The sequence below is a fragment of the Brevundimonas sp. genome, from assembly GCF_036402095.1.
In the GTDB taxonomy this organism is placed as follows: domain Bacteria; phylum Pseudomonadota; class Alphaproteobacteria; order Caulobacterales; family Caulobacteraceae; genus Brevundimonas.
Genome location: NZ_DASWTO010000138.1, coordinates 15,706 through 41,361, shown reverse-complemented (window position 1 = coordinate 41,361; position 25,656 = coordinate 15,706). Strand labels below are relative to the sequence as shown.

General features: G+C 68.7%; 30 protein-coding genes. 8 read left to right on the top strand and 22 right to left on the bottom strand.

What is annotated here, in order from left to right; all coding sequences use genetic code 11:
• The 4 genes from VGD32_RS09970 to VGD32_RS09955 all read right to left on the bottom strand — a co-directional run.
• The coding region (locus VGD32_RS09970) for a heavy metal-binding domain-containing protein (protein WP_414644400.1) at positions 1-837 on the bottom strand (837 nt) is incomplete at its 3' end.
• Positions 838-862: 25 nt separating this feature from the next.
• Positions 863-1,006, bottom strand: coding sequence for a hypothetical protein (locus tag VGD32_RS09965; protein WP_331031735.1), 144 nt, complete (start codon positions 1,004-1,006; stop codon positions 863-865).
• Positions 1,007-1,127: 121 nt separating this feature from the next.
• Positions 1,128-1,745 (bottom strand): hypothetical protein, encoded by a 618-nt coding sequence (locus VGD32_RS09960; RefSeq protein WP_331031734.1) that lies wholly within the window; start codon positions 1,743-1,745, stop codon positions 1,128-1,130.
• Between the two features lie 23 nt (positions 1,746-1,768).
• Positions 1,769-2,227, bottom strand: coding sequence for a host attachment protein (locus tag VGD32_RS09955; RefSeq protein ID WP_331031733.1), 459 nt, complete (start codon positions 2,225-2,227; stop codon positions 1,769-1,771).
• A 267-nt stretch (positions 2,228-2,494) separates the two neighbouring features.
• Between VGD32_RS09955 and VGD32_RS09950 the strand changes: the two genes are divergently transcribed.
• Together VGD32_RS09950 and VGD32_RS09945 are read left to right on the top strand one after the other, a co-directional pair.
• On the top strand, positions 2,495-3,091 hold the full coding sequence (locus VGD32_RS09950) for a helix-turn-helix domain-containing protein (protein WP_331031732.1): 597 nt from the start codon (positions 2,495-2,497) through the stop codon (positions 3,089-3,091).
• Between the two features lie 64 nt (positions 3,092-3,155).
• A complete protein-coding gene (locus VGD32_RS09945; protein WP_331031731.1) occupies positions 3,156-3,923 on the top strand; it encodes a glucose 1-dehydrogenase in 768 nt (255 codons plus the stop codon).
• A gap of 6 nt (positions 3,924-3,929) precedes the next feature.
• Here VGD32_RS09945 and VGD32_RS09940 read toward each other — a convergent pair whose 3' ends face one another.
• The 4 genes from VGD32_RS09940 to VGD32_RS09925 form a co-directional block, all read right to left on the bottom strand.
• Entirely contained in the window at positions 3,930-5,465 is a 1,536-nt protein-coding gene (locus VGD32_RS09940; RefSeq protein ID WP_331031730.1) for an MBL fold metallo-hydrolase, read from the bottom strand.
• 90 nt (positions 5,466-5,555) lie between these two features.
• Positions 5,556-6,416 carry a universal stress protein gene (locus VGD32_RS09935; RefSeq protein ID WP_331031729.1) on the bottom strand — a complete coding sequence of 287 codons (861 nt, stop codon included), beginning with the start codon at positions 6,414-6,416 and terminating at the stop codon, positions 5,556-5,558.
• 68 nt (positions 6,417-6,484) lie between these two features.
• The gene (locus tag VGD32_RS09930) at positions 6,485-6,985 is read right to left on the bottom strand and encodes a pyridoxamine 5'-phosphate oxidase family protein (RefSeq protein WP_331031728.1); all 501 of its coding nucleotides are present in this window, start codon (positions 6,983-6,985) and stop codon (positions 6,485-6,487) included.
• The gene (locus tag VGD32_RS09925) at positions 6,982-7,347 is read right to left on the bottom strand and encodes a cytochrome c (protein WP_331031727.1); all 366 of its coding nucleotides are present in this window, start codon (positions 7,345-7,347) and stop codon (positions 6,982-6,984) included. Before VGD32_RS09925 ends, VGD32_RS09930 begins: the two co-directional genes overlap by 4 nt.
• 113 nt (positions 7,348-7,460) lie before the next feature.
• On the opposite strand from VGD32_RS09925, the gene VGD32_RS09920 reads away from it, so the two are divergent.
• The 3 genes from VGD32_RS09920 to VGD32_RS09910 are packed head-to-tail and all read left to right on the top strand — an operon-like array spanning position 7,461 to position 9,248.
• The gene (locus VGD32_RS09920) at positions 7,461-8,288 is read left to right on the top strand and encodes a universal stress protein (protein ID WP_331031726.1); all 828 of its coding nucleotides are present in this window, start codon (positions 7,461-7,463) and stop codon (positions 8,286-8,288) included.
• Positions 8,289-8,302: 14 nt separating this feature from the next.
• Positions 8,303-8,671, top strand: a complete 369-nt coding sequence (locus VGD32_RS09915; RefSeq protein WP_331031725.1) for a hypothetical protein — start codon at positions 8,303-8,305, stop codon at positions 8,669-8,671.
• Between the two features lie 4 nt (positions 8,672-8,675).
• Positions 8,676-9,248, top strand: coding sequence for an NAD(P)H-dependent oxidoreductase (locus VGD32_RS09910; RefSeq protein WP_331031724.1), 573 nt, complete (start codon positions 8,676-8,678; stop codon positions 9,246-9,248).
• Here VGD32_RS09910 and ccoS read toward each other — a convergent pair.
• From ccoS to ccoN, 8 genes are read right to left on the bottom strand one after another with little or no spacing between them, the layout of a single operon-like run.
• Entirely contained in the window at positions 9,210-9,431 is a 222-nt protein-coding gene (gene ccoS / locus VGD32_RS09905) for a cbb3-type cytochrome oxidase assembly protein CcoS (protein WP_331031723.1), read from the bottom strand. The genes VGD32_RS09910 and ccoS overlap by 39 nt on opposite strands.
• Positions 9,428-11,602: a heavy metal translocating P-type ATPase gene (locus VGD32_RS09900; RefSeq protein ID WP_414644396.1), complete on the bottom strand. Its 2,175-nt coding sequence runs from the start codon at positions 11,600-11,602 to the stop codon at positions 9,428-9,430. The genes ccoS and VGD32_RS09900 overlap by 4 nt, the downstream gene beginning before the upstream one ends.
• Positions 11,593-12,078: a FixH family protein gene (locus tag VGD32_RS09895; protein WP_331031722.1), complete on the bottom strand. Its 486-nt coding sequence runs from the start codon at positions 12,076-12,078 to the stop codon at positions 11,593-11,595. Before VGD32_RS09895 ends, VGD32_RS09900 begins: the two co-directional genes overlap by 10 nt.
• Positions 12,075-13,565 (bottom strand): cytochrome c oxidase accessory protein CcoG, encoded by a 1,491-nt coding sequence (gene ccoG, locus VGD32_RS09890; RefSeq protein ID WP_331031721.1) that lies wholly within the window; start codon positions 13,563-13,565, stop codon positions 12,075-12,077. The genes VGD32_RS09895 and ccoG overlap by 4 nt, the downstream gene beginning before the upstream one ends.
• Positions 13,562-14,491 (bottom strand): cytochrome-c oxidase, cbb3-type subunit III, encoded by a 930-nt coding sequence (gene ccoP, locus VGD32_RS09885; protein WP_331031720.1) that lies wholly within the window; start codon positions 14,489-14,491, stop codon positions 13,562-13,564. Before ccoP ends, ccoG begins: the two co-directional genes overlap by 4 nt.
• Positions 14,484-14,657, bottom strand: coding sequence for a cbb3-type cytochrome c oxidase subunit 3 (locus tag VGD32_RS09880; protein ID WP_331031719.1), 174 nt, complete (start codon positions 14,655-14,657; stop codon positions 14,484-14,486). Before VGD32_RS09880 ends, ccoP begins: the two co-directional genes overlap by 8 nt.
• Positions 14,654-15,391: a cytochrome-c oxidase, cbb3-type subunit II gene (ccoO, locus tag VGD32_RS09875; protein ID WP_331031718.1), complete on the bottom strand. Its 738-nt coding sequence runs from the start codon at positions 15,389-15,391 to the stop codon at positions 14,654-14,656. Before ccoO ends, VGD32_RS09880 begins: the two co-directional genes overlap by 4 nt.
• A gap of 10 nt (positions 15,392-15,401) precedes the next feature.
• Complete coding sequence (gene ccoN, locus VGD32_RS09870; RefSeq protein ID WP_414644401.1) at positions 15,402-16,889, bottom strand: cytochrome-c oxidase, cbb3-type subunit I; 1,488 nt, start codon at positions 16,887-16,889, stop codon at positions 15,402-15,404.
• 294 nt (positions 16,890-17,183) lie between these two features.
• On the opposite strand from ccoN, the gene VGD32_RS09865 reads away from it, so the two are divergent.
• Positions 17,184-17,456, top strand: a complete 273-nt coding sequence (locus tag VGD32_RS09865) for a hypothetical protein (RefSeq protein ID WP_331031717.1) — start codon at positions 17,184-17,186, stop codon at positions 17,454-17,456.
• A 39-nt stretch (positions 17,457-17,495) separates the two neighbouring features.
• On the opposite strand, the gene VGD32_RS09860 is transcribed toward VGD32_RS09865, so the two are convergent.
• Complete coding sequence (locus VGD32_RS09860; protein ID WP_331031716.1) at positions 17,496-17,888, bottom strand: response regulator transcription factor; 393 nt, start codon at positions 17,886-17,888, stop codon at positions 17,496-17,498.
• Positions 17,885-18,571, bottom strand: coding sequence for a helix-turn-helix domain-containing protein (locus VGD32_RS09855; RefSeq protein WP_331031715.1), 687 nt, complete (start codon positions 18,569-18,571; stop codon positions 17,885-17,887). The genes VGD32_RS09860 and VGD32_RS09855 overlap by 4 nt, the downstream gene beginning before the upstream one ends.
• Positions 18,572-18,727: 156 nt before the next feature.
• On the opposite strand from VGD32_RS09855, the gene VGD32_RS09850 reads away from it, so the two are divergent.
• Positions 18,728-19,429: a Crp/Fnr family transcriptional regulator gene (locus VGD32_RS09850; protein ID WP_331031714.1), complete on the top strand. Its 702-nt coding sequence runs from the start codon at positions 18,728-18,730 to the stop codon at positions 19,427-19,429.
• An 85-nt stretch (positions 19,430-19,514) separates the two neighbouring features.
• Here the strand turns inward: VGD32_RS09850 and VGD32_RS09845 are convergent, their stop codons facing one another.
• Both VGD32_RS09845 and VGD32_RS09840 read right to left on the bottom strand, forming a co-directional pair.
• On the bottom strand, positions 19,515-19,874 hold the full coding sequence (locus VGD32_RS09845) for a pseudoazurin (RefSeq protein ID WP_331031713.1): 360 nt from the start codon (positions 19,872-19,874) through the stop codon (positions 19,515-19,517).
• A gap of 152 nt (positions 19,875-20,026) precedes the next feature.
• A complete protein-coding gene (locus tag VGD32_RS09840) occupies positions 20,027-20,665 on the bottom strand; it encodes a hemerythrin domain-containing protein (RefSeq protein WP_331031712.1) in 639 nt (212 codons plus the stop codon).
• Positions 20,666-20,778: 113 nt separating this feature from the next.
• Between VGD32_RS09840 and VGD32_RS09835 the strand changes: the two genes are divergently transcribed.
• Positions 20,779-23,019 (top strand): adenosylcobalamin-dependent ribonucleoside-diphosphate reductase, encoded by a 2,241-nt coding sequence (locus VGD32_RS09835; protein ID WP_331031711.1) that lies wholly within the window; start codon positions 20,779-20,781, stop codon positions 23,017-23,019.
• Positions 23,020-23,055: 36 nt separating this feature from the next.
• Here the strand turns inward: VGD32_RS09835 and VGD32_RS09830 are convergent, their stop codons facing one another.
• Both VGD32_RS09830 and nirK read right to left on the bottom strand, forming a co-directional pair.
• On the bottom strand, positions 23,056-24,258 hold the full coding sequence (locus tag VGD32_RS09830; protein WP_331031710.1) for an alginate export family protein: 1,203 nt from the start codon (positions 24,256-24,258) through the stop codon (positions 23,056-23,058).
• A 72-nt stretch (positions 24,259-24,330) separates the two neighbouring features.
• Positions 24,331-25,374, bottom strand: a complete 1,044-nt coding sequence (nirK, locus tag VGD32_RS09825) for a copper-containing nitrite reductase (protein WP_331031709.1) — start codon at positions 25,372-25,374, stop codon at positions 24,331-24,333.
• Between the last annotated feature and the right edge of the window lie 282 nt (positions 25,375-25,656).

The window sequence follows — 25,656 nt, the reverse complement described above, 5'->3', positions numbered from 1 at the left end:
TTCCTTGGTGACCGGCATGGACTCGCCGGTGACGAGCGACTCGTCGATCGCCACCCGGCCTTCGAGGATTTCCCCGTCGACGGGGATCTTCTCCCCCGGTCTGACGCGAAGGCGGGCCCCGACGATGATGCGGTCGAGCGTGACATCCTCGTCGACGCCGTCCTCGCCCACCCGCCGCGCGGTCTTCGGCGTGAGATCAAGAAGGGCGCGGATCGCGCCGGAAGTCTGTTCGCGGGCCTGCATCTCCAGAATCTGGCCAAGGAGCACCAGGACAGTGATCACAGCCGCCGCCTCGAAATAGACGGGGGCGCTGCCGTCCATCCGCCGTACGCCGGCCGGGAACAGGTCCGGCGCGAGCACCGCCACGACGCTGTAGAGCCAGGCGGCGCCCACGCCCATGGCGATCAGGGTGAACATGTTGAGGCTGCGATGGCCGATCGAGGCCCAACCTCTCTCGAAGAAGGGCCAGCCGGCCCACAGCACCACCGGCGTGGCGAGGACGAACTGGATCCAGTTCGAGCTCTGGCCTGAAAGCCGCATGGCCAAGCCCGTCAGGTGCCCGCCCATCTCCAGGCCCAGAACGGGCAGCGTCAGCAGTAGGCCAACCCAGAACCGGCGTTTGAAATCGATCAGCTCGCGATTGGCGGGGACCTCTGAAGTGACGCGTTCTGGCTCGAGAGCCATGCCGCAGATGGGGCAGGCGCCGGGGCCAACCTGCCGGATCTGCGGGTGCATGGGACAGGTGTAGATCGTGTCCGGGGGGACATTGGCGATCGACCCTTGCGGCGCCGGGCGGTGGGCCGCGATGTGACCTCCCGCACCGTGGTCCATCGTCATTCCCCGATCGTCGGACGGCCGCACCCTACAGAGTCGATCTGCGGGCGACGGCCTCGCGCCGGTGGAGTGATGCCTGGCGGCCGAGAAGCGATACGCCCCGAACCGGCATCAGGAAGGTCAGGAAGAAGGCGACGATCATCAACAGAACCGGGAGGGTGTCGTTGGACATGACGGGCTCCTTTGCAGGTCGTTGAGACCATCTCCGGTGAAGACCTGCCTTGATCGGCGTCAAACGCGGGAGATGCGGGCCGGGCCGGGGACGGACACTGATCGAAGCCCCGCCCGTTGGATCAACCGGGCTTGGCCGCTGGATCGACGTCGTCGGGTTCTGTGCGCAGCCGCTGGCGGAACTCGTCGAGGCGGGCCCGGTAACCCTCGGCGTCGCCGTACTCCAGAAACTGCTGGTAGCGCAGGTGCGGGTCGGTGATCGCCAGGGCGTGCTTGATCGGGCACCAGTATTGCTCGGTACGGCTGGATATCTCCCGGACATAGGCGACGACGCCGTTGGCGTACTCGCAGTACAGACAGTTCAGCGCCTCGACAGCGTTCAGGTAGGCCAGCTTGTCCCGGTCCACGATGATGTAGCGTGACCGGCGCACTCGCGGGATTCGGTAGGCTCGAAAGCAGACGGCCTGGTAGAGCGAGGCCCAGGCGTCGATCAGCAGAATCGGGATGATCAGGGAGTAGATCAGCGGCGCGGTCATCACGGTGGCGAACGGCGAGCGGGCCATGAACGTCCCCACGCCGAGGCGCAGCCGGCGGTGGCGCTGGGTCAACCCGTGCTCGAACTCAAGCAGGCCCTCGTTCAGGCGCCAGCCGAGGTCGGCGCGGCGCTTCTCGATCTCGCGGTCGAGTTCGCCCTGCAGCCGGACGATCTCTCCGGCCAGTTGCTCGATCCGGCGTGGCATGGCGCTGTCCTGTCCGAAACGTCCTAGTCCGCCGCCGTTGGCCGGAGTCGCAGGGCGTGGAGAGCCGCATGGATCTCCTCAGGGCGGCAGGCGACCCGATCGTGGGCTTCGGACGCGCTGAGCCGACGGATCGTGCCGGCGGCCAGAGACTGTCTCAACTGGCCGAGCGCGCGAGGGGCCGCCATGATCACCAGATCGTCGAAGCCGCCGCCGGAGGCTATGGCGTCGATCCGCTCCGCGAGGCGTCTGATGAAGCCCAGCTCGCGCTTCTCGGTCGGCGAAGGACCACCGGTGGTGTGCGAGCCGGCTCCACGCCGGTCATGGACGCGCCCCGCATGGGTCGAAGCCTCGGGCCCATGAGACGAAAGGTCGCCGAGTTGAGCTGTTATCTCGAACAGGGGTCCGGCCCTACGCCGCTCCTCGAACAGGCGCGCCTTCTGCCCGTCAGCCACGAGGACCAGGCACTTTCCGTACAACCTCATCGTCCATCTCCATCGGCCGCCGACAAGGTGCCGCGGTCAGGCTCGATACTGGAGACGGGAGCCATGGGTTCGCCTTGATCCAACGCAAGGCGGAGATCGCGCAAGAACGCCGTCGGGCCTCCGGTGGAGCCCTTAGGTAATCACGCCTAGGGGTAGGTCCCGAATGTCGCGGCCCGCCATCCGGGGCTTAACTCTTCCTCGACAGGGGAGACCGACATGACTTCGATTGAGCCACTTCGCCCCGCGATCTTTTCCGCCCCCGGAGGCGTGAGCGACATCTGGGATGGCGCGCTGCGTCTGGACTTCGCCGCTGGCGAGGAAGTCTACGGCCAGGAAGAGTCTGCGGACCTGATCTACAGCCTGGTGAAGGGTTCGATCAGAACCAGTCATCTGCTCGCCGACGGACGCCGCCAGATCGGTGACTTCTACTACGCCGGCGACGTTTTCGGCGTGGAGACAGGTCCCGCCCACAGGTTCTCGGCCGAAGCCCTGACGGACTGCGAAGTCATTGTGGTGAAACGGTCCGGATCGGTCGCCTTCGAGTCGGGGCGGGTCGAAAAATTGGTCTGGGCCGCGACCGCCACAGAGCTCGCCCGCGCCCAGACCCACATGCTCCTGCTGGGGCGCGCTACCGCGTGCGAAAGGGTCGCCCGCTTTCTCCTGGACATGGCCGACCGGTTCCGGGGCGATCTGGTGACGCTGCCGATGAGCCGGCAGGACATGGCCGATTACCTTGGGCTGACCATAGAGACCGTTTCCCGGATGCTTGGACGTCTCCAGGCGGACGGCGTCGTCGAGTTCGCGGGCAGCCGGCGGTTCCGCGTACGGCATCACGGCGGCCTGACCAGGCTGGCGGCCGCCTGAGGGCGACGCGCCCGGCGCCACGACCGACCGGCCTCCGGCCGGCGGTCCCTGAGGAGCAGAAGCCATGAATCGCCTGTCCGACAAGGTGGCCGTCATCACCGGCGCGGCCCTGGGCCTTGGCCGCGCCACCGCCATCCGCATGGCGGAAGAAGGCGCGTCCGTCGCCCTGCTGGATGTCCTCGAGGCCGAGGGACTCGATCTGATCCAGATGCTGAGGCAGCGCGGGCTGCCGGCCGCCTACTGGCATTGCGACGTCTCCAGCGAACGCGAGGTGCAGGCCGTGATGCAGGCGGTCGTCGAGCATTTCGGTCGCATCGACATCCTGGTGAACAACGCCGGCGTCGCAGGCGCCAACAAGCCCACCCACGAGATCACCGAGGCCGAGTGGGACTGGGTCCAGGCGATCAACGTCAAGGGCGTCTTTTTCTGCACCAAACACGCCATTCCCCACCTGAAGCGAGCGGAGGGCGGGTCGATCATCAATCTGTCGTCGATCTACGGGCTGGTCGGGGGGCCCGACGTACCGCCCTACCACGCGTCAAAGGGCGCGGTGCGTCTGATGACCAAGACCGACGCGCTGCTCTACGCCGCCGACAAGATCCGCGTGAACTCGATCCATCCAGGCTTCATCTGGACGCCGATGGTCGAGGCCCACCTGTCCGCGCAGGGCGACCTCGCGGAAGGACGCAAGGCGGCGGACTCGCTGCACCCGCTTGGCCACATCGGCGAGCCGGACGACATCGCCTGGGGGGCCGTCTATCTGGCGTCAGACGAGGCGAAATTCGTCACCGGCGCCGAACTGGTCATCGACGGCGGCTACACCGCCCACTGAAGCGGCTCAGGGTTCCAGAAGCGTGCTCAGCCGGTCGATCAGGCGCGCCCGCGCCTCGTCGCTCGGCAGCGCCTGCAGCCGTTCGTTCAGGGCGACCAGGAGAGCGGCGCGGTCGTTGTGCCAGTCCGGCCGCGTCGCCTGCCCGGGCGCCAGCCGCGCGACGTTTCCGGGCAGGGGTTCAGCGGATGCGCGGGTCAGGAGGTAGGTCTGGTCCAGCCGGGCGGTGACCGGCCTGTGCCCGGCCGCCGCCAGCCGCCCCGACAGGGCCGCGATCGCGTCCGGCTCGCCGTGGTCGAGCAGCACGGTTCCTCCCACAGGCTCCCGCGCCTTGAGCCATTCCACGAGATCCGTCGCATCGCCGTGGCCGGAGTAGCAGTCCAGATTGCGGATGCGGGCGCCCACCCGGATGTCCTCGCCCTGGACGCGGACGGCCGAATGCCCCTCGACCAGCAGGCGGCCCAAGGTGCCGGCGGCCATGAAGCCGGTCGTCAGCACAGTCACCTCCCTGCGCCACAGGAGGCGTTTGAGGTGACGGCGGATTCGCCCGGCGTCGCACATGCCGCTGCCGGCGAGAATGACGTGCCAGCCTGTCAGGCGCTCCAGCCGATCACTCTCCTGCGGCCGGATCAGATGGTGCAGACGGGTGGCGTGCCGCAACGGTTCGAACGGATTCTCGCCAGTGTCTGGATTCCAGCCGCGCCTCAGGAACACCTCCGTCGCTTCGATGGCGAGCGGTGAATCGAGGAAGATGTCGGCGGTCAGATCGGGCTGCGCCTCCATCACCGCCAGCAGGTCGAGGATCAGTTCCTGGGCGCGCCCGACGGCAAAGGTCGGCAGCAGCAGCGGTCCGCCGGCCGCCCGTGCCTGCCGCAGTTCGTCCGCCAGCGCGCGGCGACGGGCGGTCAGCTCGAGGTCGATGCGCTCCCGGTCGCCATATGTGCATTCGAGGATCACATGATCCACGCCGGCCGGACCGGCAGGCTGGGGCAGGAAGGGCTGTCGCCCCGAACCGAGGTCGCCCGAGAACAGCAGGTTCAGGGCGTCTTCCCCCTCCCCGGCCTGCACCTGGATCGAGGCGGCGCCGAGCAGATGCCCGGCCGGCCACCACGTCGCCTGCACGCCGGCGCCGATCGCCGCCGGCTCCCCGAATTTGACGCGCTGGAACAGTCGCAGGGTCTGATCGACGTCCTGAGCACCGTAAATGGGTTCGACCGGATCCAGACCTCTCTGGGCGTTACGCCGGTTGAGGTGGCGCACCTCGCTTTCCTGGATGCCGGCGGAGTCCGCCAGCATGACCTCGCAGAGGTCGCGCGTGCCCCGGGTCGCGAAGATTGGACCGCGATAACCGGCCTTGACCAGTTTGGGCAGCAGCCCCGAATGGTCGATATGGGCGTGGGTCAGCAGCACCGCGTCAAGCGAGGCGGGCGCGAATGGGAAGGGTTCGTAGTTGAGCGCCTTGAGCGTCTTTGGGCCCTGAAACATGCCGCAGTCGATCAGGATCCGGCGGCCGGCGATCTCCAGGAGCATACAGGAGCCGGTCACGCACTCGGCGGCTCCGTGAAAGGTCAGGCGGGCCGTCATGCGATGAGGCCGGTGACCGTGGTGTTCGCCGCCAGGGCGCGAGCCGCCATATCAGTGCGCCAACAACAGGCTGGGACCGTTCTTCCCGCGCAGGAAGGTTCGCGTAGCGCCCCCGAAGACCGTCTCCCGAAGCCGCGAGTGGCCCCAGGCGCCGGCGACCAGCAGCCCGGCCTGGACGGCTTCCGCCGTCGCGACCAGAGCGGCTCCCTCGTCAGCGCCCTCCACCAGCGTGGGCACGCCGGCGCCGACGCCATGAAGCTTGAGATAGGCGTTGAGCGGATCGATGTCGGGATCGGCCGCCCGCCGGTCGAGACTGCTGATGCACTGCAGCACATGGATGGAACTGGCCATGGCCAGCAGGGGCAGGGCCGCACGGACGGCGCGTCCCGCCTGCGGACTTCCATCCCAGGCGATGGCCGCCGGGCCGGACAACCGGTCGGGTTCGCCGCGGGCGATCAGCACCGGCGCCCGGTCCGCGAGCAGAATCTGTCCCAGCAGCTCGTGCCCGGGTTCACCCTGGAGCCCTTCGTGGGCCATTACGACCAGATCGGCCAAGGCCGCATGCCGCGACAGCGCCAAGGCCGGCCTGAGCCCCCTCACGACCACCGACAGGCGAGGCGCGCCCTCGCCGGCGCCGTAGGTCACGTCCGCCGCCCCCGCGGCCTTCCGCGCGGCGGATTCGATGCGATCCTGGATATCGCGCTCGGCGGCGGCCAGTTCCTCAATGGCGTCCCGTGACAGGGTGGCGCCAAGGGTCATGCCGAGGGCGATCATGTCGATGGCCGAGTCGGGATAGGCGGGAACGACCGCCACCACGGCGTCGTGCTGACCCGCCAGCCAGGCGGCGAAGGCCAGGGCGGACGAGTCGGCCGCGCCGCCCGAAGCCACGGTGAGGATGCGTTTCAGGCTCATGATGATCTCCGTTCCCGCCCACCCTTGGACTGGCGGCCCGGCTGCGCCTTGATCGGTGTCAAAAGCCGTCAGAACAGCTGCGAAACGCCGCCGGGTTCCACGTCTCCGATGGTGAAGGTCTCCGCATCGCTGCGTCCGCGCGTCACGCCGACGGGGGACACGATGGAGGGTCTGAAGTGCAGCACCGCGACGGAGTCACCGGAGGGACAGTAGGCATGCAGGTCGGGGTACCGCTCGATGATTCGGCGATTGAGCCTTTCGACCGCGGCGGGATCGACAACCTCGACCACGCGGCCCGCCATTGACACCCCGACGGCGTCGCCCCGGCTTCCGCCGGGCGAGCGGATCGCCACCGACGCCCGCGGGTCAGCCTGGAGATTGGCGAATTTCTGGCTCGTGCGGGCGACGACGAAATAGAGGTTCAGGCCCTCGTTCAGGTAGCCGACGGTCGTCGCCTGCGGCCAGCCGTCGGGGCGGTTGCAGGCCACGGTCATCAGACGCTCGCGATCGAGCAGTTCGACGACGGCCGCGACCGCCCCGCCGTGAATGGGAGGCGCCGCCGGGCTCATGGCTCCGCCTTCAGAGTTTCGAGATAGGCGATCAGATCGTCGATCTCGCTGGCGCGGAAAACAAACGCGGGCATGGCCGGGTGGCTTGTCGCCAGGCCCTCGGCGAAGCGCGCCTCGAGTTGATCGAGGGGATAGCGGTGGGCGATGTCGCGGAACGGCGGCGCTGCTGCGAGCGGGCTGGCGCCGGCCTGACCGGTCGCATGGCAGCTGGCGCAGGTTGCCGAGGCGAGGCGCTGACCACGCTCCGCGGCCTGCGCGGTCATGGAGGCGCCGGACGATGCGGGCGCGTCGAGGCCCTGCTGGCCCGCACACCCGGCGCAGATCAGGGCAAGAGCGGCGGCGGCGAGGCGGGGTGCGAGCATTGAACATCTCCAGAGTTGCGTATGCTGGCCTCCAGGCAGGCCTGCCGCGTTGATCACGATCAAAGCGCTTGAGGCTGCGGTGTGGTTCTCCATCTCCAGAGACGGAGACCACCATGACCTACGCCAGCCTGCTTGTCGCCGTGGAGGACGGCCTCGAGAGCGACAGCCGCCTCGAACTGGCCTGCGACCTCGCCAACGCCTTCGGTGCGCACCTGACCGGGCTGTGCGCCGGATCCATCGCGCCGCCGCTGTATGATCCCCTTGCCGGCGGCGCCATGGTCGGCGAACTGCTGGCCCTCTACCGCGACATGGCGGAGGCGGAGGTGGAGCGCGCCCGCTCGCGCTTCTCCGAAATCGTCCGCGCCCGCGACGTCGAGGCGGACTGGCGGGGCCAGATCGGCTTCCCCGGCGAAGCCTGCACCCGCGCCGCGCGGGGGGCCGACCTGGTCATTCTGGGCAGCCGCAACACGCGAGCGCCCTATCACGCTCCCGACGTAGCGGATGTCCTGATGGCGTGCGGCAGGCCGGTCCTGGCGACCCCGCCCACCCGGATGCGCAATCCGGTCGGCGAACCCGCCCTGGTGGCCTGGAAAGACAGCCGCGAAGCCCGTCTCGCCCTCGCGGCGGCCATTCCATTGCTGCAGCGGGCCCGCGGCGTCACCGTCTACGCGATCCGCCCGGACGAAGAAGCCGGATCGGCGGACGAACTGGCGGATGTGGTGGAATACCTCGCCCGGCACGAGATCGCCGCCGAGCCGGTGCTCGCCGCTCGCAGCGAGCAGCCGGCGGGCCGCCAGATACTCGACGAAGCCCTCTCCCGCAGCGCGGGTCTGATCGTGGCCGGAGGCTACGGCCACGCCCGGCTGCGGGAATGGGCCCTCGGCGGCGTAACCCAAACCCTTCTGGCCGAAAGCACCCTCTGCCTGCTTCTGGCCCACTGACACCGGAGACGACCATGACCAGCGCCTTGCACCACATCCGCCTTGAACTCGCCCGTGAGCCCGGCAAGCCGGACGGCGATCCCCACAGCGGCTACGACCTCGTCGCGCCGCTGGACGCTGACGGCCGCCTCGATCCAAAGGCGGCCCGGTCGCAGGACAAGGCCTGCCGGGTGCGCCGGTTCGACCGCGACGAAACCGTGGCGACCGGCTGGCTGCTGAGCTCCGGCCGCGGCCAGTGGGTGCTGGATTTTCCCGGAGACGTCGACGACGAGACCGGCTTCCGGTTCGGCGAGGAGCGCTTCACGCCGGGCGAATACGTCTCCCTCCAGGCGCCGGACGGCGCCATGCACACCTTCCGGGTGGCTCAGCTGAGGGCTCTGTAGGCGCATGCGGATCGGGATCATCGACGGTCATCCGGACGGCGACCCGGCCCGCTACTGCCACGCTCTCGCCGACGCCTATTCGGACGGAGCGCGAAAGGCCGGCCACGAGGTCCGGTTGTTGCGCCTCTCCGAACTGGACTTTCCAATCCTGCTGGGGCGCGCCGACTGGGAGGCCCCCCACGCCTGTCCCGATCTGACCTCGGCCCAGGATCTGGTGGCGTGGTCCGAACACCTGATGATCGTGCATCCCCTGTGGCTGGGCGCCCAACCGGCGCGCCTGAAGGCGCTGCTGGAGCAGGTTCTGCGGCCAGGCTTCGCCTTCAGGGCCGGCCACGCCATGACGGGGCGGCTCACCGGCCGCTCCGCCCGCCTCATCGTCACCATGGGCATGCCGGCGCCCGTCTATCGACTCTGGTTTGGCGCGCACGGGCTCAAGGCGCTGAAACGCAACGTCCTCGGCTTCGTCGGCATCAGGCCGATCCGCGACACGCTGATCGGCAATATCGAGGGCCTGTCACCCGCGCGGCGGCAGGCCTGGCTAGCCGCGGTGGGGGCCCTCGGCGCCCGCGGGCGCTGAGGTCGCGGCCGCCTCCAGCCCGGGCGCAGGCCGGTCGGATTCGCCCTCTTCGTCGATCAGAATGCGCGCCGCCGAACCCTCGATGTCCTCGTACTGACCCGACCTCAGCGTCCAGACGAAGGCCCCCACAGCCATCAGGCCAAGCAGCACCGAGAACGGCGCCAGCAGGAAGATGATGTTCATCGTCCGCTCCTGACCCTGAGTGCGTTGAGCGTGACCACCAGCGAGGACCCGGACATCGCCAGGGCCGCCACGAACGGATTGACGAACCCCAGCATCGCAGCCGGGGCGGCGACCAGATTGTAGAGGGCCGCGAAACCGAAATTCTCCAGCGCGCGGCGGCGGGCCGATCGAGCCACGTCGATCGCCTCGACGACGGCCATCAGCGCATCCTGCGTCAGCACCAGGTCGGCGGCGTTCTGGCTCGCTTCCAGCGCCGACCCGGGCGCGATCGCGGCATGGGCGCGGGCCAGGGCGGCCGCGTCGTTCAGGCCATCCCCCACCATAAGCACCTTGCGGCCCGCCGCCTTCAGGCGATCGATCGCCTCGGACTTCTCGTGCGGGAGCATGCCCGATTTCCACGCGGTTACGCCGACGACGTCGGCCACCGCGCCGACGGCGCCCGCCTGATCACCGGAGAGAATCTCCGAAGTGACGCCGCGGGCGGCCAGCGACCTTATCGTGGCGGCGGCGTCCGGCCTGACCACGTCCGAGAACTGCAGCCGGACCTTGGTCTCGCCTTCGAAGCCGAACCACAGTTCCGTCTCGCCGGACCGCAGGGTCGGGGCGCCGACAAAGGCCGCGCGGCCGAGACGCGCGCGCCGGCCGCCGATGAGTCCCTCGACGCCGAGACCGGCGTGTTCGACGATCTCCAGCGCCACAGGGCCTTCCCCTGCGGCGCGCGCGATGGCGCGGGCCATCGGGTGACTCGAGGCGCGGGCCAGCGGAGCCGCCATTGCGATGATCGCCGCGCTGGCGCCGACCAGCACCGGACGGCCCTCGGTGAGCACGCCGGTCTTGTCGAAGACGACGTGATCCACTTCGGCCAAACGCTCCAGCGCGGCCCCCGACTTGACCAGCACGCCGCGACGAAAGAGCCGCGCCGAGGCGACGATCTGCACGGCTGGAACCGCCAGGCCCAGCGCGCAAGGACAAGTGACGATCAGGACGGCGACAGCCCGGATCACCGCCTCGCGGGGATCGAGACCCAGCGCCCAGCCGCCGGCAAAGGTCGCCAGCGCCGCCGCATGTACGACCGGCACGTAGAGGGCGGCGGCGCGATCCGCGAGCCGGACGTAGCGCGAGCGCGACTGGGCGCCCGCCTCGACAAGCCGGGCGATCGCCGAGAGCGCCGAATCCTCGGATCGCGCGGTGGCGCGCAGCGTCAGCAGGCCGGCGGTGTTGACCGCGCCGGCACGGCACAGCCCGCCCGCGAGCAGCCGCTCCGGCGCGCTCTCGCCGGTCAGGAGGCTGTTGTCGATCAGCGCCTCACCGTCCACCAGGATCGCGTCCACGGGAATGCGATCGCCGGGCCGCACGCGCAGGATGTCGCCTGGCCGGATGTCGCCGAGCGGAACGGACCGTTCCCGGCCGAGGGCGTCGACGACGCAGGCGGCGGGCGCCTGCAGGGCCAGCAGGTCGCCGGCGGCGCTACGCGCCCTGGCCCTCAGGACGTGGTCCAGCCAGCGCCCGATGAGCAGCAGGAACAGCAGCGAGACGGCGGCGTCGAAATAGGCGTCGCGGCCATTCAGGATGGTCTCGGAGAAGCTGATGGCCAGCGTCAGGATCACGCCCACCGAGATCGGCACGTCCATATTGGCCCGTCCGGCCCGCAGCGACCGCCAGGCCGACTGGAAGAAGGGCATGCCGGCGAAGATGGCGCAGGGCGCGCCGACCGCCGCCGACATCCACATCATCATGGTGCGGGTGGCGGGCCCCAGCTCCTGGTCGAACAGGCCGGCCCAGATCGGCACCGAGAACATCATGGCGTTCATCGCGCCGAAACCGGCCACGGCGAGCGCGAGGATGAGCCGGCGGCCTTCGCGGTCGCGCTGGACGGCGGCCGCGGCGGGATCGAAGGGCGTGGCGGGATAGCCCAGGCGGTCCAGAGCGGCGATGATCCGCGCGGGATCTCCGCCCCCGTCGGACAGTCCGATGGCCAGTCGTCCGGTCGAGAGGTTTAGCCGGGCGGTCTCGACGCCAGGCAGGCTGGTCACCGTCCGCTCGATCTTCGAGATGCAGCCGGCGCAGCGCGCGCCGGTGACCAGCAGGTCGAGGCCGGCCCGGCCGTCGTCCCGCTTGCGCAGGAAGGCGGACATGTCCGGAGCGAGGGCGGCGTCGAAGGTCACGGCCATGTCAGCCTCCGCTCGGCCACGAACCGCTCTCCGGCGCCGGCCGCCGCGATGCGGACGTCCCAGGTCCCGGACAGCGGGCGGGCGGCGGCGTACACGCCGGGCGCAGTTTCCTCCAGGATCAGGTCCCTACGCCCCTGCTCGGTCGCCGGACGCTGCAGGGTGGCCACGACGCGCAGGCCGGCGAGCGACCGCCCGTCCCGATCCTGCATCACGACCTCGAGTCCGCCCGCTCGCGCCGCCGCGCCCGCACGCCATCCGAGGGCTTCCTGGGCCCGCAGCCGCTCAAGCTCGGCATTGTAGATCAACCCGGCCTCGTACGGCCGCGCCGCCACCTGCCCCGGATGCGACCGGTAGGCCATGACCAGGAATCCGGCGTCCACGCCGATCACAACCACGAAGAAGGCGACCACAGCGGCTCCGACGTGCCAGCCCTTGATGGTGAATGACGGTTTGGCGGCGGGCGCGGGCGCGTTCATCGAGTCGGGTCCCCGTAGTCGAAGGCGGTCGGGACAGTCTGCGTCTCGCCGTCCGAGCGGATTTCAAAAGCTGCGTCCCGGCTTCCTTCCGCGACCTGGTCGGCCGGGGCCGTAACGAAGATGCGCAACGGCGTCACCCGGTTCGGCTCGACCTCGAAGCGCAACGGATCCGAGGTCGATTGGCCGGGACTCTTCAGCACCGCGCCGGGTACGCCGATGTAACGGATCTCCACAGTCGTTCGCTCGAACCCGTGGTTGGCGATCTTGAGCGTGTAGCCGTTGCGGACCGCGCCGTCGTGCAGGCGAACGTAAGCGGGATTGCGATCGCGAAGGGCGTGCACGCCCAGTTGTTCGCGCATGCTGAAACCCCAGATCATCAGACCGCCGACCAGCGCCAGCGCCAGACCGTAGTAGAGGGTGCGGGGCCGTATCAGCTTGTGCCGGGGCTTCTGGCCGATGTTGCGGGCCGCGACGGCGGCGTCGGTGTCATAGGCGATCAGGCCGCGGGGCCGGCCGACCTTGTCCATGATCTCGTCGCAGGCGTCGATGCACAGCCCGCAGTTGATGCACTCCAACTGGGCGCCGTCGCGGATGTCGATGCCCATCGGACAGACAACGACGCACTGGTTGCAGTCGATGCAGTCCCCCCTTCCCTCCCAGGACTCGGTCTTCTTGTGAGGCCCGCGCGGCTCGCCGCGGTCGTAGCGATAGGTGACCTGGAACGACTGGTCGTCCAGCATGGCCCCCTGGATGCGCGGCCACGGGCACATGTAGGTGCACACCTGCTCGCGCATGTGTCCGGCGAAGACATAGGTGGTGAAGGTCAGGAGGGCGCACGAGACATAGGCGGTCATCGGCGCCGTGCCGACCCAGAAGGTGCGGATCAGCGTCGGCGCGTCATGGAAGTAGAAGATCCACGCCCCGCCGGTGCCGAATGCGACGCCGATCCAGACAGCGTGCTTGCCCCCCTTGCGCCACAGCTTGTTGAAGGACAACGGGGCCGCGTCGAGCCGCATCCGGGCGTTGCGGTCGCCCTCGAACATCCGTTCGATGTAGATGTAGAGGTCGGTCCAGACCGTCTGCGGGCAGGCGTAGCCGCACCACAGCCGCCCGAACAGCGCGGTCACCAGGAACAGGGCCAGAGCCGAGATCACCAGCAGGCCGGTGATGAAATACACCTCCTGCGGCCATAGCTGGATCATGAAGAAGTAGAAGCGGCCGCCGTCGAAGTCGACGAGGACGGCCTGGTCCGGCAGGGCGCCGGGGCGGTCCCAGCGAATCCAGGGCGTGACGTAGTAGACCGCCAGCATGGCGACCAGCAGCGCCCACTTGATCCACCGCCACCGGCCGTGGACCAGTTTGGGATAGATCGGCACGCGCGCCTTGTAGAGGCCCTTGGGCCGCGCCTTCTCCCGCTGGCGTTCGGCGACCGAGACCGGACCCGCCGTCGCCGGCCGCTCGCGGGTCCGGTCGATGATGATGGTCATGGCGCGGCGGCTTCACTCGCGGCAGGTGCCGTCGTGGCGGAGGCTGTCGTGGCGGGGGCCTCGCCGCCGCCGGCGTTGACGTGGACGTAGACGGCCAGGGCCTTGATCACGCCGGGCGAGAAGCGGCCCTCCCAGGTCGGCATCACGCCGTTGCGGCCGTTGTGAATCTGACCCCGGATCGAGTCGCGGTCCGAGCCGAACAGCCACTCCCGGTCGGTCAGGTTCGGCGCCCCCAGCTCGCGGCTGCCGGCGCCGTTCGGTGCGTGGCACGCCGCGCAATTGTCGGCGTACAGCTGCTGGCCGCGAGCGACGGCCTCGGGGTCGGCCTCCCGGCCGGACAGGGCCACGACGTACTCGGTCAGGTCGGACATCTGGCCGTCATTGAGCATGCCGTCGCGGCCGAAGGCCGGCATCTGCGACGTTCGGGCGTCGGCATGGCCGGAACGCACGCCGACGCGGATCGTGTGTTCGATCTCGGCCAGCGAGCCGCCCCACAGCCAGACGTCGTCGCGCAGATTCGGATAGCCCTTGGCCCCGCCTCCACCCACGCCGTGACAGCTGGCGCAGTTGTCCCCGAACACCGACTGGCCGACGGCGAGCGCATGGGCCTGCAGATCCGGGTCGGCCTCGATCTGCTCGAGGGACGCCGACATCAGCAGGGCTTCGCCCCGACCGCGCTGCGCCTGCAGGGCGGAGAGCTGCTCGACCACATCGACGCGGTCGGACTGCTTCATCAGCCCGGGCGTATAGCCCTTGATCCCCGGCCAGGCGGGCATCAGCACCCAATAGACCACGGCCACGGCGATCGACCCGTAGAAGACCCACAGCCACCAGCGCGGCAGCGGATTGTCGAGCTCCTTGATGCCGTCCCATTCGTGCCCGGTCGTCTCGACGCCGGAGTGCTCGTCGCGCTCGCGTTCAGACATGGTCGTCCTCGTCCTTCTCGAGCGGCAGGTGGGAAAGGCGGCGGAAGGCCTCGCGGTGCTTCGGCCAAAGGGCGTAGATCAGGCCGGCGACAAAAACCGCGCCGAAGTAGAGCGTGCCGCCCTGCTGGGCGAAGCGTGCGACGGTGTCGTAGTCGAGCCCGCTCATCGCATGTTGTCCGGGTCTTCGGCCTGGTAGGTGCGGAAATCCACCATGGTGCCGAGTTGCTGAAGGTAGGCGATCAGGGCGTCCATCTTGGTCAGGCGCGCCGGGTCGCCGTCGAAGTCGCCCTGGGCCACCCTGGGGCCATAGCGACCACGCAGCGCTGAGGTCTCGCTGGCGTAGGGATCGACCTGGGCCCTGAGATCCGCCTCGGCGTTTTCGATCTGATCGGCGGTGTACGGAACGCCCACGGCGACCATCGCCCGCAACTTCTGCCGGATGGCGTGCTGGTCCAGATCCTGGTCGGCCAGGAAGGCGTAGGGCGGCATGTTGGACTCCGGCACCACGGCGCGGGGATCGTCCAGGTGCTCGCGGTGCCATTCGTTCGAATACTTGCCGCCCACACGGGCGAGGTCGGGACCGGTCCGCTTGGAGCCCCACTGGAAGGGATGGTCGTACATGCTCTCGGCCGCGAGGCTGTAGTGACCGTAGCGCTCGACCTCGTCTCGCAGCGGACGGACCATCTGCGAGTGGCAGCTGTAGCAGCCCTCGCCGATGTAGATGTCGCGGCCGGCCAGCTCGAGCGGCGTATAGGGACGGACGCCCTCGACCTCCTCGATCGTGCTCTCGACCCAGAACAGGGGCGCGATCTCGACGATGCCCCCGATCGAGACGACGACGGTGATGCCGATCACCAGCCAGAGCGAGTGGCGCTCGAATTTCGCGTGTTTCTTCCACATGGAACGATCCTCACTCGGCCGGCAGGAGTTGCGGCTCGATCGTCGTCGCCGGCACGTTCGCGGCGGTGCGCGAGGACGGCAGGCGGATCGTTCGCCACAGGTTGTAGGACATGATGAGCGTGCCGCTCAGGAACATCAGGCCGCCAACGGTGCGGATGACGTTCTGGATGTGCTTGGCCGACACGGTCTCGATGAAGCTGTTGGCGAGGAAGCCGTCGGGCGTGTACTCGCGCCACATCAGGCCTTCCATGATGCCGGAGACCCACATCGCGGTGATGTAGAGAACGATGCCGGTGGTCGCGATCCAGAAATGCCACTCGACCAGCGCGTTGGAATACAGCCGGTCCTTCTTCCACAGCCACGGAACCATGCAGTAGATGGCGCCGAAGGTGATGAAGCCGACCCAGCCCAGGGCGCCCGAATGGACGTGGCCGATGGTCCAGTCCGTGTAGTGCGACAGGGCGTTGACCGTCCGGATGGACATCAGCGGCCCCTCGAAGGTCGACATGCCGTAGAAGGCGATGGCCACGACCATCATCCGGACCACCGGGTCAGTGCGCAGCTTGTCCCAGGCGCCCGACAGGGTCATCAGGCCGTTGATCATCCCGCCCCAGGACGGCATCCACAGCATGATCGAGAAGGTCATGCCCAGCGTCTGCGCCCACTGCGGCAGGGCGGTGTAGTGCAGGTGGTGCGGACCGGCCCAGATGTAGATGAAGATCAGCGACCAGAAGTGGACGATCGACAGACGGTAGGAATAGACCGGCCGCTCGACCCGCTTGGGCACGAAGTAATACATCATCGCCAGGAAGCCGGCTGTGAGGAAGAAGCCCACGGCGTTGTGGCCGTACCACCACTGCACCAGAGCGTCCTGGACCCCGCCGAAGGCCGAATAGCTGCGCGCTTCCAGCAGACCGACGGGAACGGCCGCGTTATTGACGAGGTGCAGCAGGGCGATGGTGACGATGAAGGCCAGGTAGAACCAGTTGGCCACGTAGATGTGGGGTTCCCTGCGCTTCCAGATCGTGCCGAGGAAGACGAACAGATAGGCGACCCAGACGATGGTCAGCCACAGGTCGACGTACCATTCCGGCTCGGCGTACTCGCGCGACTGGGTGATTCCGGCGACGTAGCCGGTCGCCGCCAGAACGATGAACAGCTGGTAGCCCCAGAACACGAACCAGGGCCAGACGCCGCCGGCAAGCCGCGCCTTGCAGGTGCGTTGCACGACCCAGAAGCTCGTCGCGATCAGGGCGTTGCCGCCAAAGGCGAAGATCACGCCGGACGTATGAAGCGGCCGCAAGCGCCCGAAATTGAGCCAGCCGTGCTCAGGGAAGTAGAAGATCCCGGGCCACGAAAGCTGGGCGGCGATCAGGACGCCGACCGTCATGCCGATGACGCCCCAGAACATCGTGGCGATCACCCCGGCGCGGATCACGCCGTCCTCGTAACGGGCCGGGTCCGACCGGAAGCGCCCATGGGCGACGCCGATGGTCATGGCCGCCAGGGCGACGACCGACGCCGCCATCATGAAGTAGCCGTGGAAGCGGAACGCCGGGTCATCCGTGAAGGCGGTGGCCAGCAGGGCGATCACCGCCGCAACCCCGACAAACAGGTACAGGGCGATCACGTCGCCTGGCGTGTCGGTATCCTGTGAGATGGTAGTCGGCATTCGGCTGGGCCCCACGGTGACAGAGCCCTTTCCCTGCCGGGACTCGCCGCTCGCCGCTTTGCGCCAACGCAATGCCTCGGCTTGAAAATCGTGGCTCAAGAGCAGTTCACGAGGTTCAAGATGCAGCGCAGCGACTTCCAGGACTCAGAGACGAGCGCCGTCCTTCTGCTCGGGCTCGGATCGGGCCTCGCGGCCGTGTCAGCGGCGGCGACCTTCGCGGCGGCCAGCCACATGGCTGTCGCCGCGGACCTTTGCGCGCCGCTCGCCGACCACTGTCTTCTTTGCATGGCCGCGGTCGGCAGCCTGCTCGCCTCGGCCGGGGTTTTCCTCAGTGGGGTAATACTGGTGCAGGCGCGCCAGCCCGAACACCAGACGACGGGCCCGCGCGGCTGAGCCGGTCGCGCTGCCGGGAGGACGCTTGGCCGGACCGGCCTAGTCTACGTTGGCCAATGCGCTGCGCACCGCCGTCAGCAAGGCGTCCGTAAGCAGCGGCTTTTCGATGATCGGAACCCCGGCCGCCGCAGCGCGCGCCCTCAGATGCGTCCGCGGATTGGTCGTGATCAGGACCGCCGGCAGGTGCACGTCCTTCGCGCGGAGCTGCTCGAGCAGACCCAGCCCGTCCACGCCCGGGAGATGGTAGTCGAGGATCAGGCAACCCTTCTTCGGCAGGTCTCCCGACGCAAGCAGACTCTCGGCGTCCCTGAAGCTGCGGACGTCCAGTCCTTCGAGGTCGAAGGAGAACTGCACGGCGTGCGCGACCGCGGGGTCGTCGTCGACGAGGAAGACAGCCGGGCGCGGATCCGGAGAGGTTGAGGGGGTGGTCACGCGCAAATGCATTCCAGACGGTCCCTCTGAAGCAGGCGCACGTGCCGCGTTGACCGGGCCTCGATCAGCCCTTCCGTCTGCAGTTGGGACAGTGTCCTGGAGACGGTGTGGATCGTCAGGCCGACATGGTCCGCGATGTCCTGTCTCGTCATCGGCAGATCGATGAATTCGGGATGTCCCTGACGCTCGGCGAAATCCAGCAGGAAGGCGGCGACGCGTTCCGTCGCGCCCTGCCGGGCCAGAATGAGGGCGTGGTCCTCGCTGCGGTGAACGGCCCGGACGGTGATCTGCCAGAGGGCGCGGGCGAGGCCGATGTCGGTGGCGGCGCGATCCGCCAGCTCCGAGCGTTCGATCGCCGAGGCGTGGACAGTGCTCAGGGCTTCAGCCGTGGTGGCGTGCTCGACGCCGGCCTCCAGGCCGACGAAGTCCCCGGGCAGATGGAAGCCGGTGACCTGGCGTCGCCCGTCGCTGAGAAGACGATAGCTGACCGCCGCACCTTTCAGGACGCGGTAGACGAGCCGGACCGGGTCGCCCTGGCGGAACAGCTGCTCGCCGGGCGCGAACGGCGACCGCGGGGCGGCCGAGGCATTGGCGAAGACGGCGCACAGGTGGCAGTCCGGCGTCTCGGCCGGCGTCGTGGCGATCGGCTGTTCTGTGATGTCGCAGATGCGAAGAGCAGTCATGAGGCGGTCCAATGAACTTGTGGCCCCAGATTAGGGTCGCTCCCCTCCCCCACGATATTCGGGTGTGCTCCCTAGGGGGTTTACCGGAGTCGACGCCGCGCGCCGGACCCGCTCTGCTGCGATGGCCGCCAGCACCGTCGGCCTGAAGGTCCCCGCATGCCCGTTCCGTTCGATCCGGAAATCCTGAGGCGATCCGAGATGTTCGCCGGCCTGACGCCTGAGGCGCTTGAGGCCGTCGTCGCGGGAGGATCCGTCCGGCGGCTGGTGGCGGGGACCCGGATATTCGCCCAGGGCGACCCAGGCGTCAGCGGCCACAGCCTGCTGGAGGGACGCGTCAAGATCGTCCAGACGCGCGCGGACGGCGGCCAGTCGGTGCTGAGGTTCATAGGCCCCGGCGAGATGTACGGCACCGTCGCCGCCCTCATGAACCAGGCCTTTCCGGCCGACGCCGTGGCCGTGGTCGACAGTGTCGAAATCTGGTGGACCATCCCGGCGCTGCGGCAGCTGATCCGGCAGTATCCCGAGATCGGCCTGCGGTCGACCGCAGCGGCGGGATCCCGCCTGATGGATCTGCAGAGCCGCATGGGCGAACTGACCGGCGAGCGGGTCGAGCAGCGGATCGCGCGCACCTTGCTACGCCTGATGGAGAAGGCTGGACGGCCGACCAGCGCCGGCATCGAGATCGACTTTCCCATCACCCGCCAGGACTTGGCGGAAATGGCCGGCTCGACCCTGCATACCGTCAGCCGGACGCTGGCGGCCCTGGATCAGCGCGGCGTGACCGGGAGCGCGCGGCGCCGGATCATTGTGCGGGACCCGCGCGCCTTGTCTCACCTGGCGGAACACGGCGTCGGCTGATCCTGCCCGAGGCTTCCGGCCGCCGGCTGTGAAACGGGTTCGGGGCCGACCCGAAAGGCCGGCCCCTCAGCCCCGCCGGACCGGATCAGCGAACCCGGGCCAGCATCTCGGTGAACCGCCGCCGCGCCATCGGCGGGGTGCGGGCCACGGCCGTGCGGACGGCTGCAACATTGGAGTCTGCCGAACCCACCTGGATCAGCGCGACCATGCCCATGCTGTAGTGCGGCGCGCATTTGACGCCGTAGACGCCCGGCTGGCTCACCCGCAGGACGAACTCGCGTCCCATCGGACCGCGCTGGACGGTCACGCCGGCGGGCAGCATCCCGGCGATGGTCTCGGCATTGTGACCGGGGTCCGTGGGCACGAAGCGGATCGTGTCCCCAGGACGGGCCTGGACAAAGGCCGGCGCGAACACCATCGCCCCGCCGGTTCCCCGGTTCAGCATCTGGACGGTATGCTCAGCAGCGAAGGCTTGACCTGCCGCGAAAAGCGAGGCTCCAGCCAAGACGATGGGGAGGATTTTCGGAAGCATTGATCTGGACCTTCAAGATGATTGCGCGAGACATTCGCGCTACAGTCCTTTTCTAGACTTCCCCCTCACCTGAACGTTGCGTCTGAACAAATACCCGCCTCCGTACTATCCCGGATACTCGCGGCGAACAGCTCGCGTTCTTCCATGTCCGTCAGTTGGCGGATGTCGAAATCGAACTTGCGGCACAGCAGGTAGAGGACCCGCCATTTCATGCAGGCGGTCCGCGGAGCCTCGAAGGCGTGAGTGACCGCAGACAACGAGTCCAGCCGCTCCAGAATGGAAGCGTGTTCACGCGCCATGAAGGCCACGGCGGCTGTGACCTGCGGACTCTTGGTCAGCAGCAGCGGGAACACCACGGCGTCCTCGCGTTGCTGATGGAGCTCGAGCGCCTCGAGCAGGCCGATCAGCCGGTCCGACAGACCGTGCGGCCACCGGTCATTGGCGGCGTGAGCCGTCTCGCACGCCGTGGCGAGCGCCACCGCATCCTGGATCACCTCCAGCAGGACACGGTGATAGCGGCTCCTGATCCGCCCGATGAGCCCAGGTGCGTCGGTGGGCGGCGCACTTTCGTCGTCCTGCAGCCGCGCGAGGCTTTCCGCCAGGGCGCGCTGGTCCACCCTGTCGCAATCGGCAAGGCCCCAGCGCGTCAACGCCAGGCAGTCGGGGGAGGGAATCAGGTCGAGACGCCGGGGCTGCGGCCGCATGGGCATTATCTCCGTGATGCGTCCCGATGGCGCGGATGCCTGAGCCTGTCGTTGCGCCTGGACAATCTACCGCCGGAAGGAATCGGCGAGGCTGGGCGGGAAGGAGATTTTCCATGGCGTTCGACAACCCGCTCGCGGCTGACATCTGGTCCAGCAAATACCGCTTCAACCCGGCCGAAGGCCCGGGCGACGACTCGGTCGAGCAGACCTGGGCCCGGGTGGCGGCGGCCATCGCCGAGGCCGAGGCGCCGAAGCTCAGGCGGCACTGGCGCGAGCGATTCGCCGAGGCCCTGTCCGACTTCCAGTTCCTGCCCGCCGGCCGGATCATGGCGGGAGCTGGAACGGGCCGCGCCGTGACCCTGTTCAACTGCTTCGTCATGGGCACGGTCCCCGACGATCTGAACGGCATCTTCGGCGCCGTGCGCGAGGCGGCCGTGACCATGCAGCAGGGCGGCGGCGTCGGCATGGACTTCTCGACCATCCGCCCGTCCGGCGCGCCGGTGAAGGGTGTCGGCGCCGACGCCTCGGGACCGCTCAGCTTCATGGATGTGTGGGATTCTATGTGCCGCACCATCCTGTCGGCGGGACAGCGCCGGGGCGCCATGATGGGCTGCCTGCGCATCGACCACCCCGACATCGAGGCCTTCATCGACGCCAAGCGGGATCCGGCCCGGCTGAGAAATTTCAACGTCTCGGTGCTGGTCCCCGACGCCTTTATGGAGGCGCTGCAGGCCGGGGCCGACTGGCCGCTGACGTTCGGCGGCGAGACCTGGCGCACCGTCCCCGCGCGCGACCTGTGGGCCCGGCTGATGCAGGCCACCTACGACGTCGCGGAGCCGGGAGTGATCTTCATCGACCGGGTCAACGAGCGGAACAATCTCGCCGGCATCGAGACCATCTCGGCCAGCAATCCGTGCGGCGAACAGATGCTTCCGCCCTACGGCGCCTGCCTGCTGGGATCGATCAACCTGGCGCGGCTGGTCAACAATCCGTTCGAGCCCGGCGCGACCCTGGACGAGGAGCGGCTCGGCGAACTGACGCGCGTCGCCATACGATTCCTCGACAACGTCATCGACGTTTCGCGCTTCCCGCTGGAGGCCCAGGCCGAGGAGGCGCGGTCGAAGCGGCGGCTCGGTCTCGGCGTGACGGGACTGGCCGACGCCCTGGTGTTCTGCGGCGTTCCGTACGGCGGCGACGAGGCGGCGGAAACCACCCGGCGCTGGCTGGGCGTGATCAAGCGCGAGGCCTATCGCGCCTCCGCCGCACTGGCGGCCGAAAAGGGCCCCTACCCGCTCTACGAGCCGGCCGTGCTGGACCGGCCGAACCTGGTCGAACTCGACGAGGAGACGCGGAGCCTGATCGCCCGGCATGGGCTGCGCAACGGCTGCCTGACCTCGATTGCGCCGACGGGGACCACCTCGCTGATGGCGGGCAATGTCTCGTCCGGGGTCGAGCCGGTGTTCGCCTTCGCCTACACCCGCAAGGTGCTGCAGCCGGACGGCTCGAAGCGTGAGGAGGCGGTCGAGGACTACGCCCTCACCGTCTGGAAAAGGCTGCATGGCGACTCACCGCCGCCGGCCGATTCCTTCGTCACCGCCCAGACCCTGACCCCGGCCCAGCACTTGCGCATGCAGGCCGCGGCGCAGGCGATGATCGACAGCTCGATCTCCAAGACGGTCAATTGCCCCGAGGACATCGCCTTCGACGCCTTCGCCGACGTCTATGTCGAGGGCTGGCGGCTGGGCTGCAAGGGTCTGACCACCTACCGTCCCAACGCGGTCACCGGCTCGGTGCTTTCAGCCGCCCCGGCCGCGGAGCCCGCTCCGACGCCGCCGGCCGAGATCCGCCTCAGTCCGCGGCCCGAGGCCCTGGCCGGTTCTACCTACAAGATCAAATGGCCGGACAGTCCGCACGCCGTCTACGTCACCCTGAACGACGTCGAGGGACCGGACGGCCCGCGCCCGTTCGAAATCTTCGTCAATTCCAAGAACATGGAGCACTACGCCTGGACCCTGGGCCTGACGCGGATGATCTCGGCGGTGTTCCGGCGCGGCGGAGACGTTTCCTTCGTCGCCGAGGAGTTGAAGGCGGTGTTCGACCCGCGCGGCGGGGGCTGGCTGAACGGGCGCTATGTGCCGTCGCTGCTGGCGGCGATCGGCGGCGTGATCGAGCGCCACCTGGCCCGGGACGCCGAGGTTCGCGCGGAGCACACGCCCGCAGGGGCCGCGCCGTCGGCAGGGCCAGCAGTCTCGTCGAGCTCGAAGGCCTGCTGCCCGCGCTGCGGAACCCCCGGCCTGGTGCGCAAGGAGGGCTGCGACACCTGTTTCGAGTGCGGCTACTCCAAATGCGGCTAGCCTGAACCGGAGGGGGTGACCACACCCCCTCCCCTCTCAGTAGCGGTATTCGAGGCTCAGCCAGCCCTTGTCGGCGTCGCCGAAGGCGGGATGCTCGCCCTCGAAATGCGCCGCCTTGAGCTCGACCGACCAGTGGGCGTCGACCGGCAGGGCCGCCGACAGGTCCAGCTCGCGTCCCAGATCGAAGGCGCCGTCGGAGTCGTGGAAGGCGTGCGCCTCGGCTGTCAGGCGAAGGGTCCGGCCCCATGCAGGCACGCCGATGTGGCCACGCAGGAACAGGTCGCGGACCCCGAAGGCCGGTGTCGTGGTGATGACGTCGGACCAGCCGAGGAAGCCGTGGCCCGTCCCCAGCGGCGTCTGGAAGCCGGCGATCCCGTCGCCGTCGAACCGCTCGTAACCGAAACCGGCCGACCAGCGCGGCGTCTGCACGCCGACGGCCGCCGCCTGGAAATCCAGTGAATAGTCGGCGGGATTGGCTCCGTTGTCAGACTGGACCGCGTATTCCCCAGCCCAGGTCAACGACAGGTCGCCCGTCATCGGCCGTGAGCCGGCCAGACGCGCGCCGATCGTGGTCGACGACTGAATCGGCGCGTTGTCGAGATCGATGGCGAGGCCGAAGCCGCTGAGCCGGCCGACCGGCGTGTCCAACTCGGCCTGGAGCAGGTGGATGTCGCCGCGCCAAACCCCTTGGGCATGCTCGTGGCCGAGCGGCCGCTGGACCCTGTCAGAGTAGACCCAGGTCAGGGCCAGCGGTTTGAGCGCGCCGGTCGTCACCCGGACCGCGTCGAAGGTCTGTTCGTTCTGGCGCCAGCCGACGTTGCCGACGAAGCGGCTGTTGCCTACCACCAGCCGCTGACGGCCGACAGTGACCTCTGTATGGGGCAGGCCGGTCCATCGCACCTGCGCGCGATTCAGCTCCAGCGTCTCTCCGTCAGCGACGGCGGGGCGGCCAGGGACCGGATCGACCGGGGCGGAGTAGCGGTCGTCCAGCACGGCGACACCCTCGCCTTCGACCAGCAACTGCAGGCCGTGCGCGGTCGGCGACCGCCAGCCCAGGCGCGTCCGCAAGGTCAGGGCGTGGGCCTGTTCCACGAAGCCCTGCTGATCGACGGTCTCGCTGCGCAGACGGGTCTCGAACAGGATTCGGGCGCCCGTGTCGCCGGCCGCGGCCTGGGCCGAGGCCGCCGCAGGAACCGCCGCGAGCAGAAGGGCCAGCGCGGCCGCGCTTGTCTTCGCCATCGTCATCTCTCCGGTAAAAAAAGAGGCCGCCGGGAGCCATCTCCCGGCGGCCTGTGTCGCAAGCAGGCGCGACTAGTGTTCCATGTGGTTGTGGGCGTCCGGGGCGCCGCGGAAGACGTCCGGGTTGCGCGGGCCTGTGACCTCGATGATGCCGGCCGCGCCACGATCGACCCGGCTCAGGGCGTGGTCGACCATGATATAGCTGCCGGGCACCTCGAACTTCAGGTCCACCACCGTGGCCCCGCCCGGAGGCACCAGCACCGTCTGCACGTCGGTGATCGGAGCGCTGGTCAGGGAGGCGTCGCGGTACACGCGGTCGAAAATCTCGCCGATCACGTGGAAGCTGGAGATCTTGTTGGGACCGCCGACCCCGAAGTAGATGCGGGCCGTGTCGCCGACCTCGGCCTTGAGGGCGTTGTCGCCGGTCAGAGCCTTGAAGGCCCCGTTCATGACGTAATAGGTCGGCTGTTCATCGAGCAGTCTCTCGACGCTCTCGGTCAGCAGCCCGGGCGTGCCCTGCGCCTCTTCGGTATAGAGCTCGCCCTGCATCACGTAGAACTCGTGATCGACTGCCGGCAGGCCGCCTTCGGGCTCGACCAGGATCAGGCCATACATCCCGTTGGCGATATGCTGGGCCACCATCGGCGTGGCGCAGTGATAGACATAGAGCCCGGGCTGCAGGGCCTTGAAGGTGAAGGACTTGGTTTCGCCCGGGTTGGCGTTGGTCGCCGCCGCCCCGCCACCGGGGCCGGTCACGGCATGGAAGTCGACGTTGTGCATCATGACGCTGTCGGCGTCGTTGGTCATGTTGACCTCGACGGTGTCGCCGACCCGCACCCGAACGAAGGGCCCGGGCACCCGGTCATTGTAGGTCCAGTAGGTGTAGCTGGTCCCGTTCTCCAACTGGCCGATCACCTCAGTGGTCTCGAGGTTGACGACGTGGTGGCGCGGGCTGGAGGCGGTCAGCGGCGCCGGAAGGTCGGTGGCGCGCCGGATGATATCGGCGGCGGGGGCCGTCGGCCCGGCTGCGTCCTGGGCGAGGACAGCGGCGGGAGCCCCGGCGGTGAGAGCCAGAACGGCGGCGCTGGTGAGGAGGGCGAAGAGTTTCATGATCATTCCCCGGGGCTCTCTGCGGCCCCAATGAGGAGTGGTCTAGGGGCCGCTCCACAGGGGGACTTTGTGCCGGAACAACGTTCCCGGGGCCTGCGACCGGCAGCCGCGACCGCAATCCGAACGACGGCCTTCAGAACCCGTTTTATCATGGTTTTTCATGTTGTTACGGAGTTCGCATCCGGCAATAGCCAAGGCTCCGCACCATTCCCTAGGGGTTGTTACGGAGCCCGGCCAAGGGGGCGCAGATGCGAAAAACCCGCGGGCGCGCGGCCCGCGGGTCGAGAA

Excerpts from the sequence above, each read along its gene's own strand:
- VGD32_RS09915 (WP_331031725.1), top strand. The coding sequence starts at position 8,303 with ATGACCAGCGCCTTGCACCACATCCGCCTTGAACTCGCCCGTGAGCCC.
- ccoS (WP_331031723.1), bottom strand. The coding sequence starts at position 9,431 with ATGAACATCATCTTCCTGCTGGCGCCGTTCTCGGTGCTGCTTGGCCTG.
- VGD32_RS09880 (WP_331031719.1), bottom strand. The coding sequence starts at position 14,657 with ATGAGCGGGCTCGACTACGACACCGTCGCACGCTTCGCCCAGCAGGGC.
- VGD32_RS09960 (WP_331031734.1), bottom strand. The coding sequence starts at position 1,745 with ATGCCACGCCGGATCGAGCAACTGGCCGGAGAGATCGTCCGGCTGCAG.
- VGD32_RS09965 (WP_331031735.1), bottom strand. The coding sequence starts at position 1,006 with ATGTCCAACGACACCCTCCCGGTTCTGTTGATGATCGTCGCCTTCTTC.
- VGD32_RS09955 (WP_331031733.1), bottom strand. The coding sequence starts at position 2,227 with ATGAGGTTGTACGGAAAGTGCCTGGTCCTCGTGGCTGACGGGCAGAAG.
- ccoG (WP_331031721.1), bottom strand. The coding sequence starts at position 13,565 with ATGACCATCATCATCGACCGGACCCGCGAGCGGCCGGCGACGGCGGGT.
- VGD32_RS09930 (WP_331031728.1), bottom strand. The coding sequence starts at position 6,985 with ATGAGCCCGGCGGCGCCTCCCATTCACGGCGGGGCGGTCGCGGCCGTC.
- VGD32_RS09850 (WP_331031714.1), top strand. The coding sequence starts at position 18,728 with ATGCCCGTTCCGTTCGATCCGGAAATCCTGAGGCGATCCGAGATGTTC.
- VGD32_RS09855 (WP_331031715.1), bottom strand. The coding sequence starts at position 18,571 with ATGACTGCTCTTCGCATCTGCGACATCACAGAACAGCCGATCGCCACG.
- VGD32_RS09910 (WP_331031724.1), top strand. The coding sequence starts at position 8,676 with ATGCGGATCGGGATCATCGACGGTCATCCGGACGGCGACCCGGCCCGC.
- ccoN (WP_414644401.1), bottom strand. The coding sequence starts at position 16,889 with ATGACCATCGGCGTCGCCCATGGGCGCTTCCGGTCGGACCCGGCCCGT.
- nirK (WP_331031709.1), bottom strand. The coding sequence starts at position 25,374 with ATGATCATGAAACTCTTCGCCCTCCTCACCAGCGCCGCCGTTCTGGCT.
- VGD32_RS09835 (WP_331031711.1), top strand. The coding sequence starts at position 20,779 with ATGGCGTTCGACAACCCGCTCGCGGCTGACATCTGGTCCAGCAAATAC.
- VGD32_RS09865 (WP_331031717.1), top strand. The coding sequence starts at position 17,184 with ATGCAGCGCAGCGACTTCCAGGACTCAGAGACGAGCGCCGTCCTTCTG.
- VGD32_RS09945 (WP_331031731.1), top strand. The coding sequence starts at position 3,156 with ATGAATCGCCTGTCCGACAAGGTGGCCGTCATCACCGGCGCGGCCCTG.
- VGD32_RS09920 (WP_331031726.1), top strand. The coding sequence starts at position 7,461 with ATGACCTACGCCAGCCTGCTTGTCGCCGTGGAGGACGGCCTCGAGAGC.
- VGD32_RS09840 (WP_331031712.1), bottom strand. The coding sequence starts at position 20,665 with ATGCGGCCGCAGCCCCGGCGTCTCGACCTGATTCCCTCCCCCGACTGC.
- VGD32_RS09935 (WP_331031729.1), bottom strand. The coding sequence starts at position 6,416 with ATGAGCCTGAAACGCATCCTCACCGTGGCTTCGGGCGGCGCGGCCGAC.
- VGD32_RS09925 (WP_331031727.1), bottom strand. The coding sequence starts at position 7,347 with ATGCTCGCACCCCGCCTCGCCGCCGCCGCTCTTGCCCTGATCTGCGCC.
- ccoP (WP_331031720.1), bottom strand. The coding sequence starts at position 14,491 with ATGTCTGAACGCGAGCGCGACGAGCACTCCGGCGTCGAGACGACCGGG.
- VGD32_RS09895 (WP_331031722.1), bottom strand. The coding sequence starts at position 12,078 with ATGAACGCGCCCGCGCCCGCCGCCAAACCGTCATTCACCATCAAGGGC.
- VGD32_RS09830 (WP_331031710.1), bottom strand. The coding sequence starts at position 24,258 with ATGGCGAAGACAAGCGCGGCCGCGCTGGCCCTTCTGCTCGCGGCGGTT.
- VGD32_RS09900 (WP_414644396.1), bottom strand. The coding sequence starts at position 11,602 with ATGGCCGTGACCTTCGACGCCGCCCTCGCTCCGGACATGTCCGCCTTC.
- ccoO (WP_331031718.1), bottom strand. The coding sequence starts at position 15,391 with ATGTGGAAGAAACACGCGAAATTCGAGCGCCACTCGCTCTGGCTGGTG.
- VGD32_RS09845 (WP_331031713.1), bottom strand. The coding sequence starts at position 19,874 with ATGCTGAACCGGGGAACCGGCGGGGCGATGGTGTTCGCGCCGGCCTTT.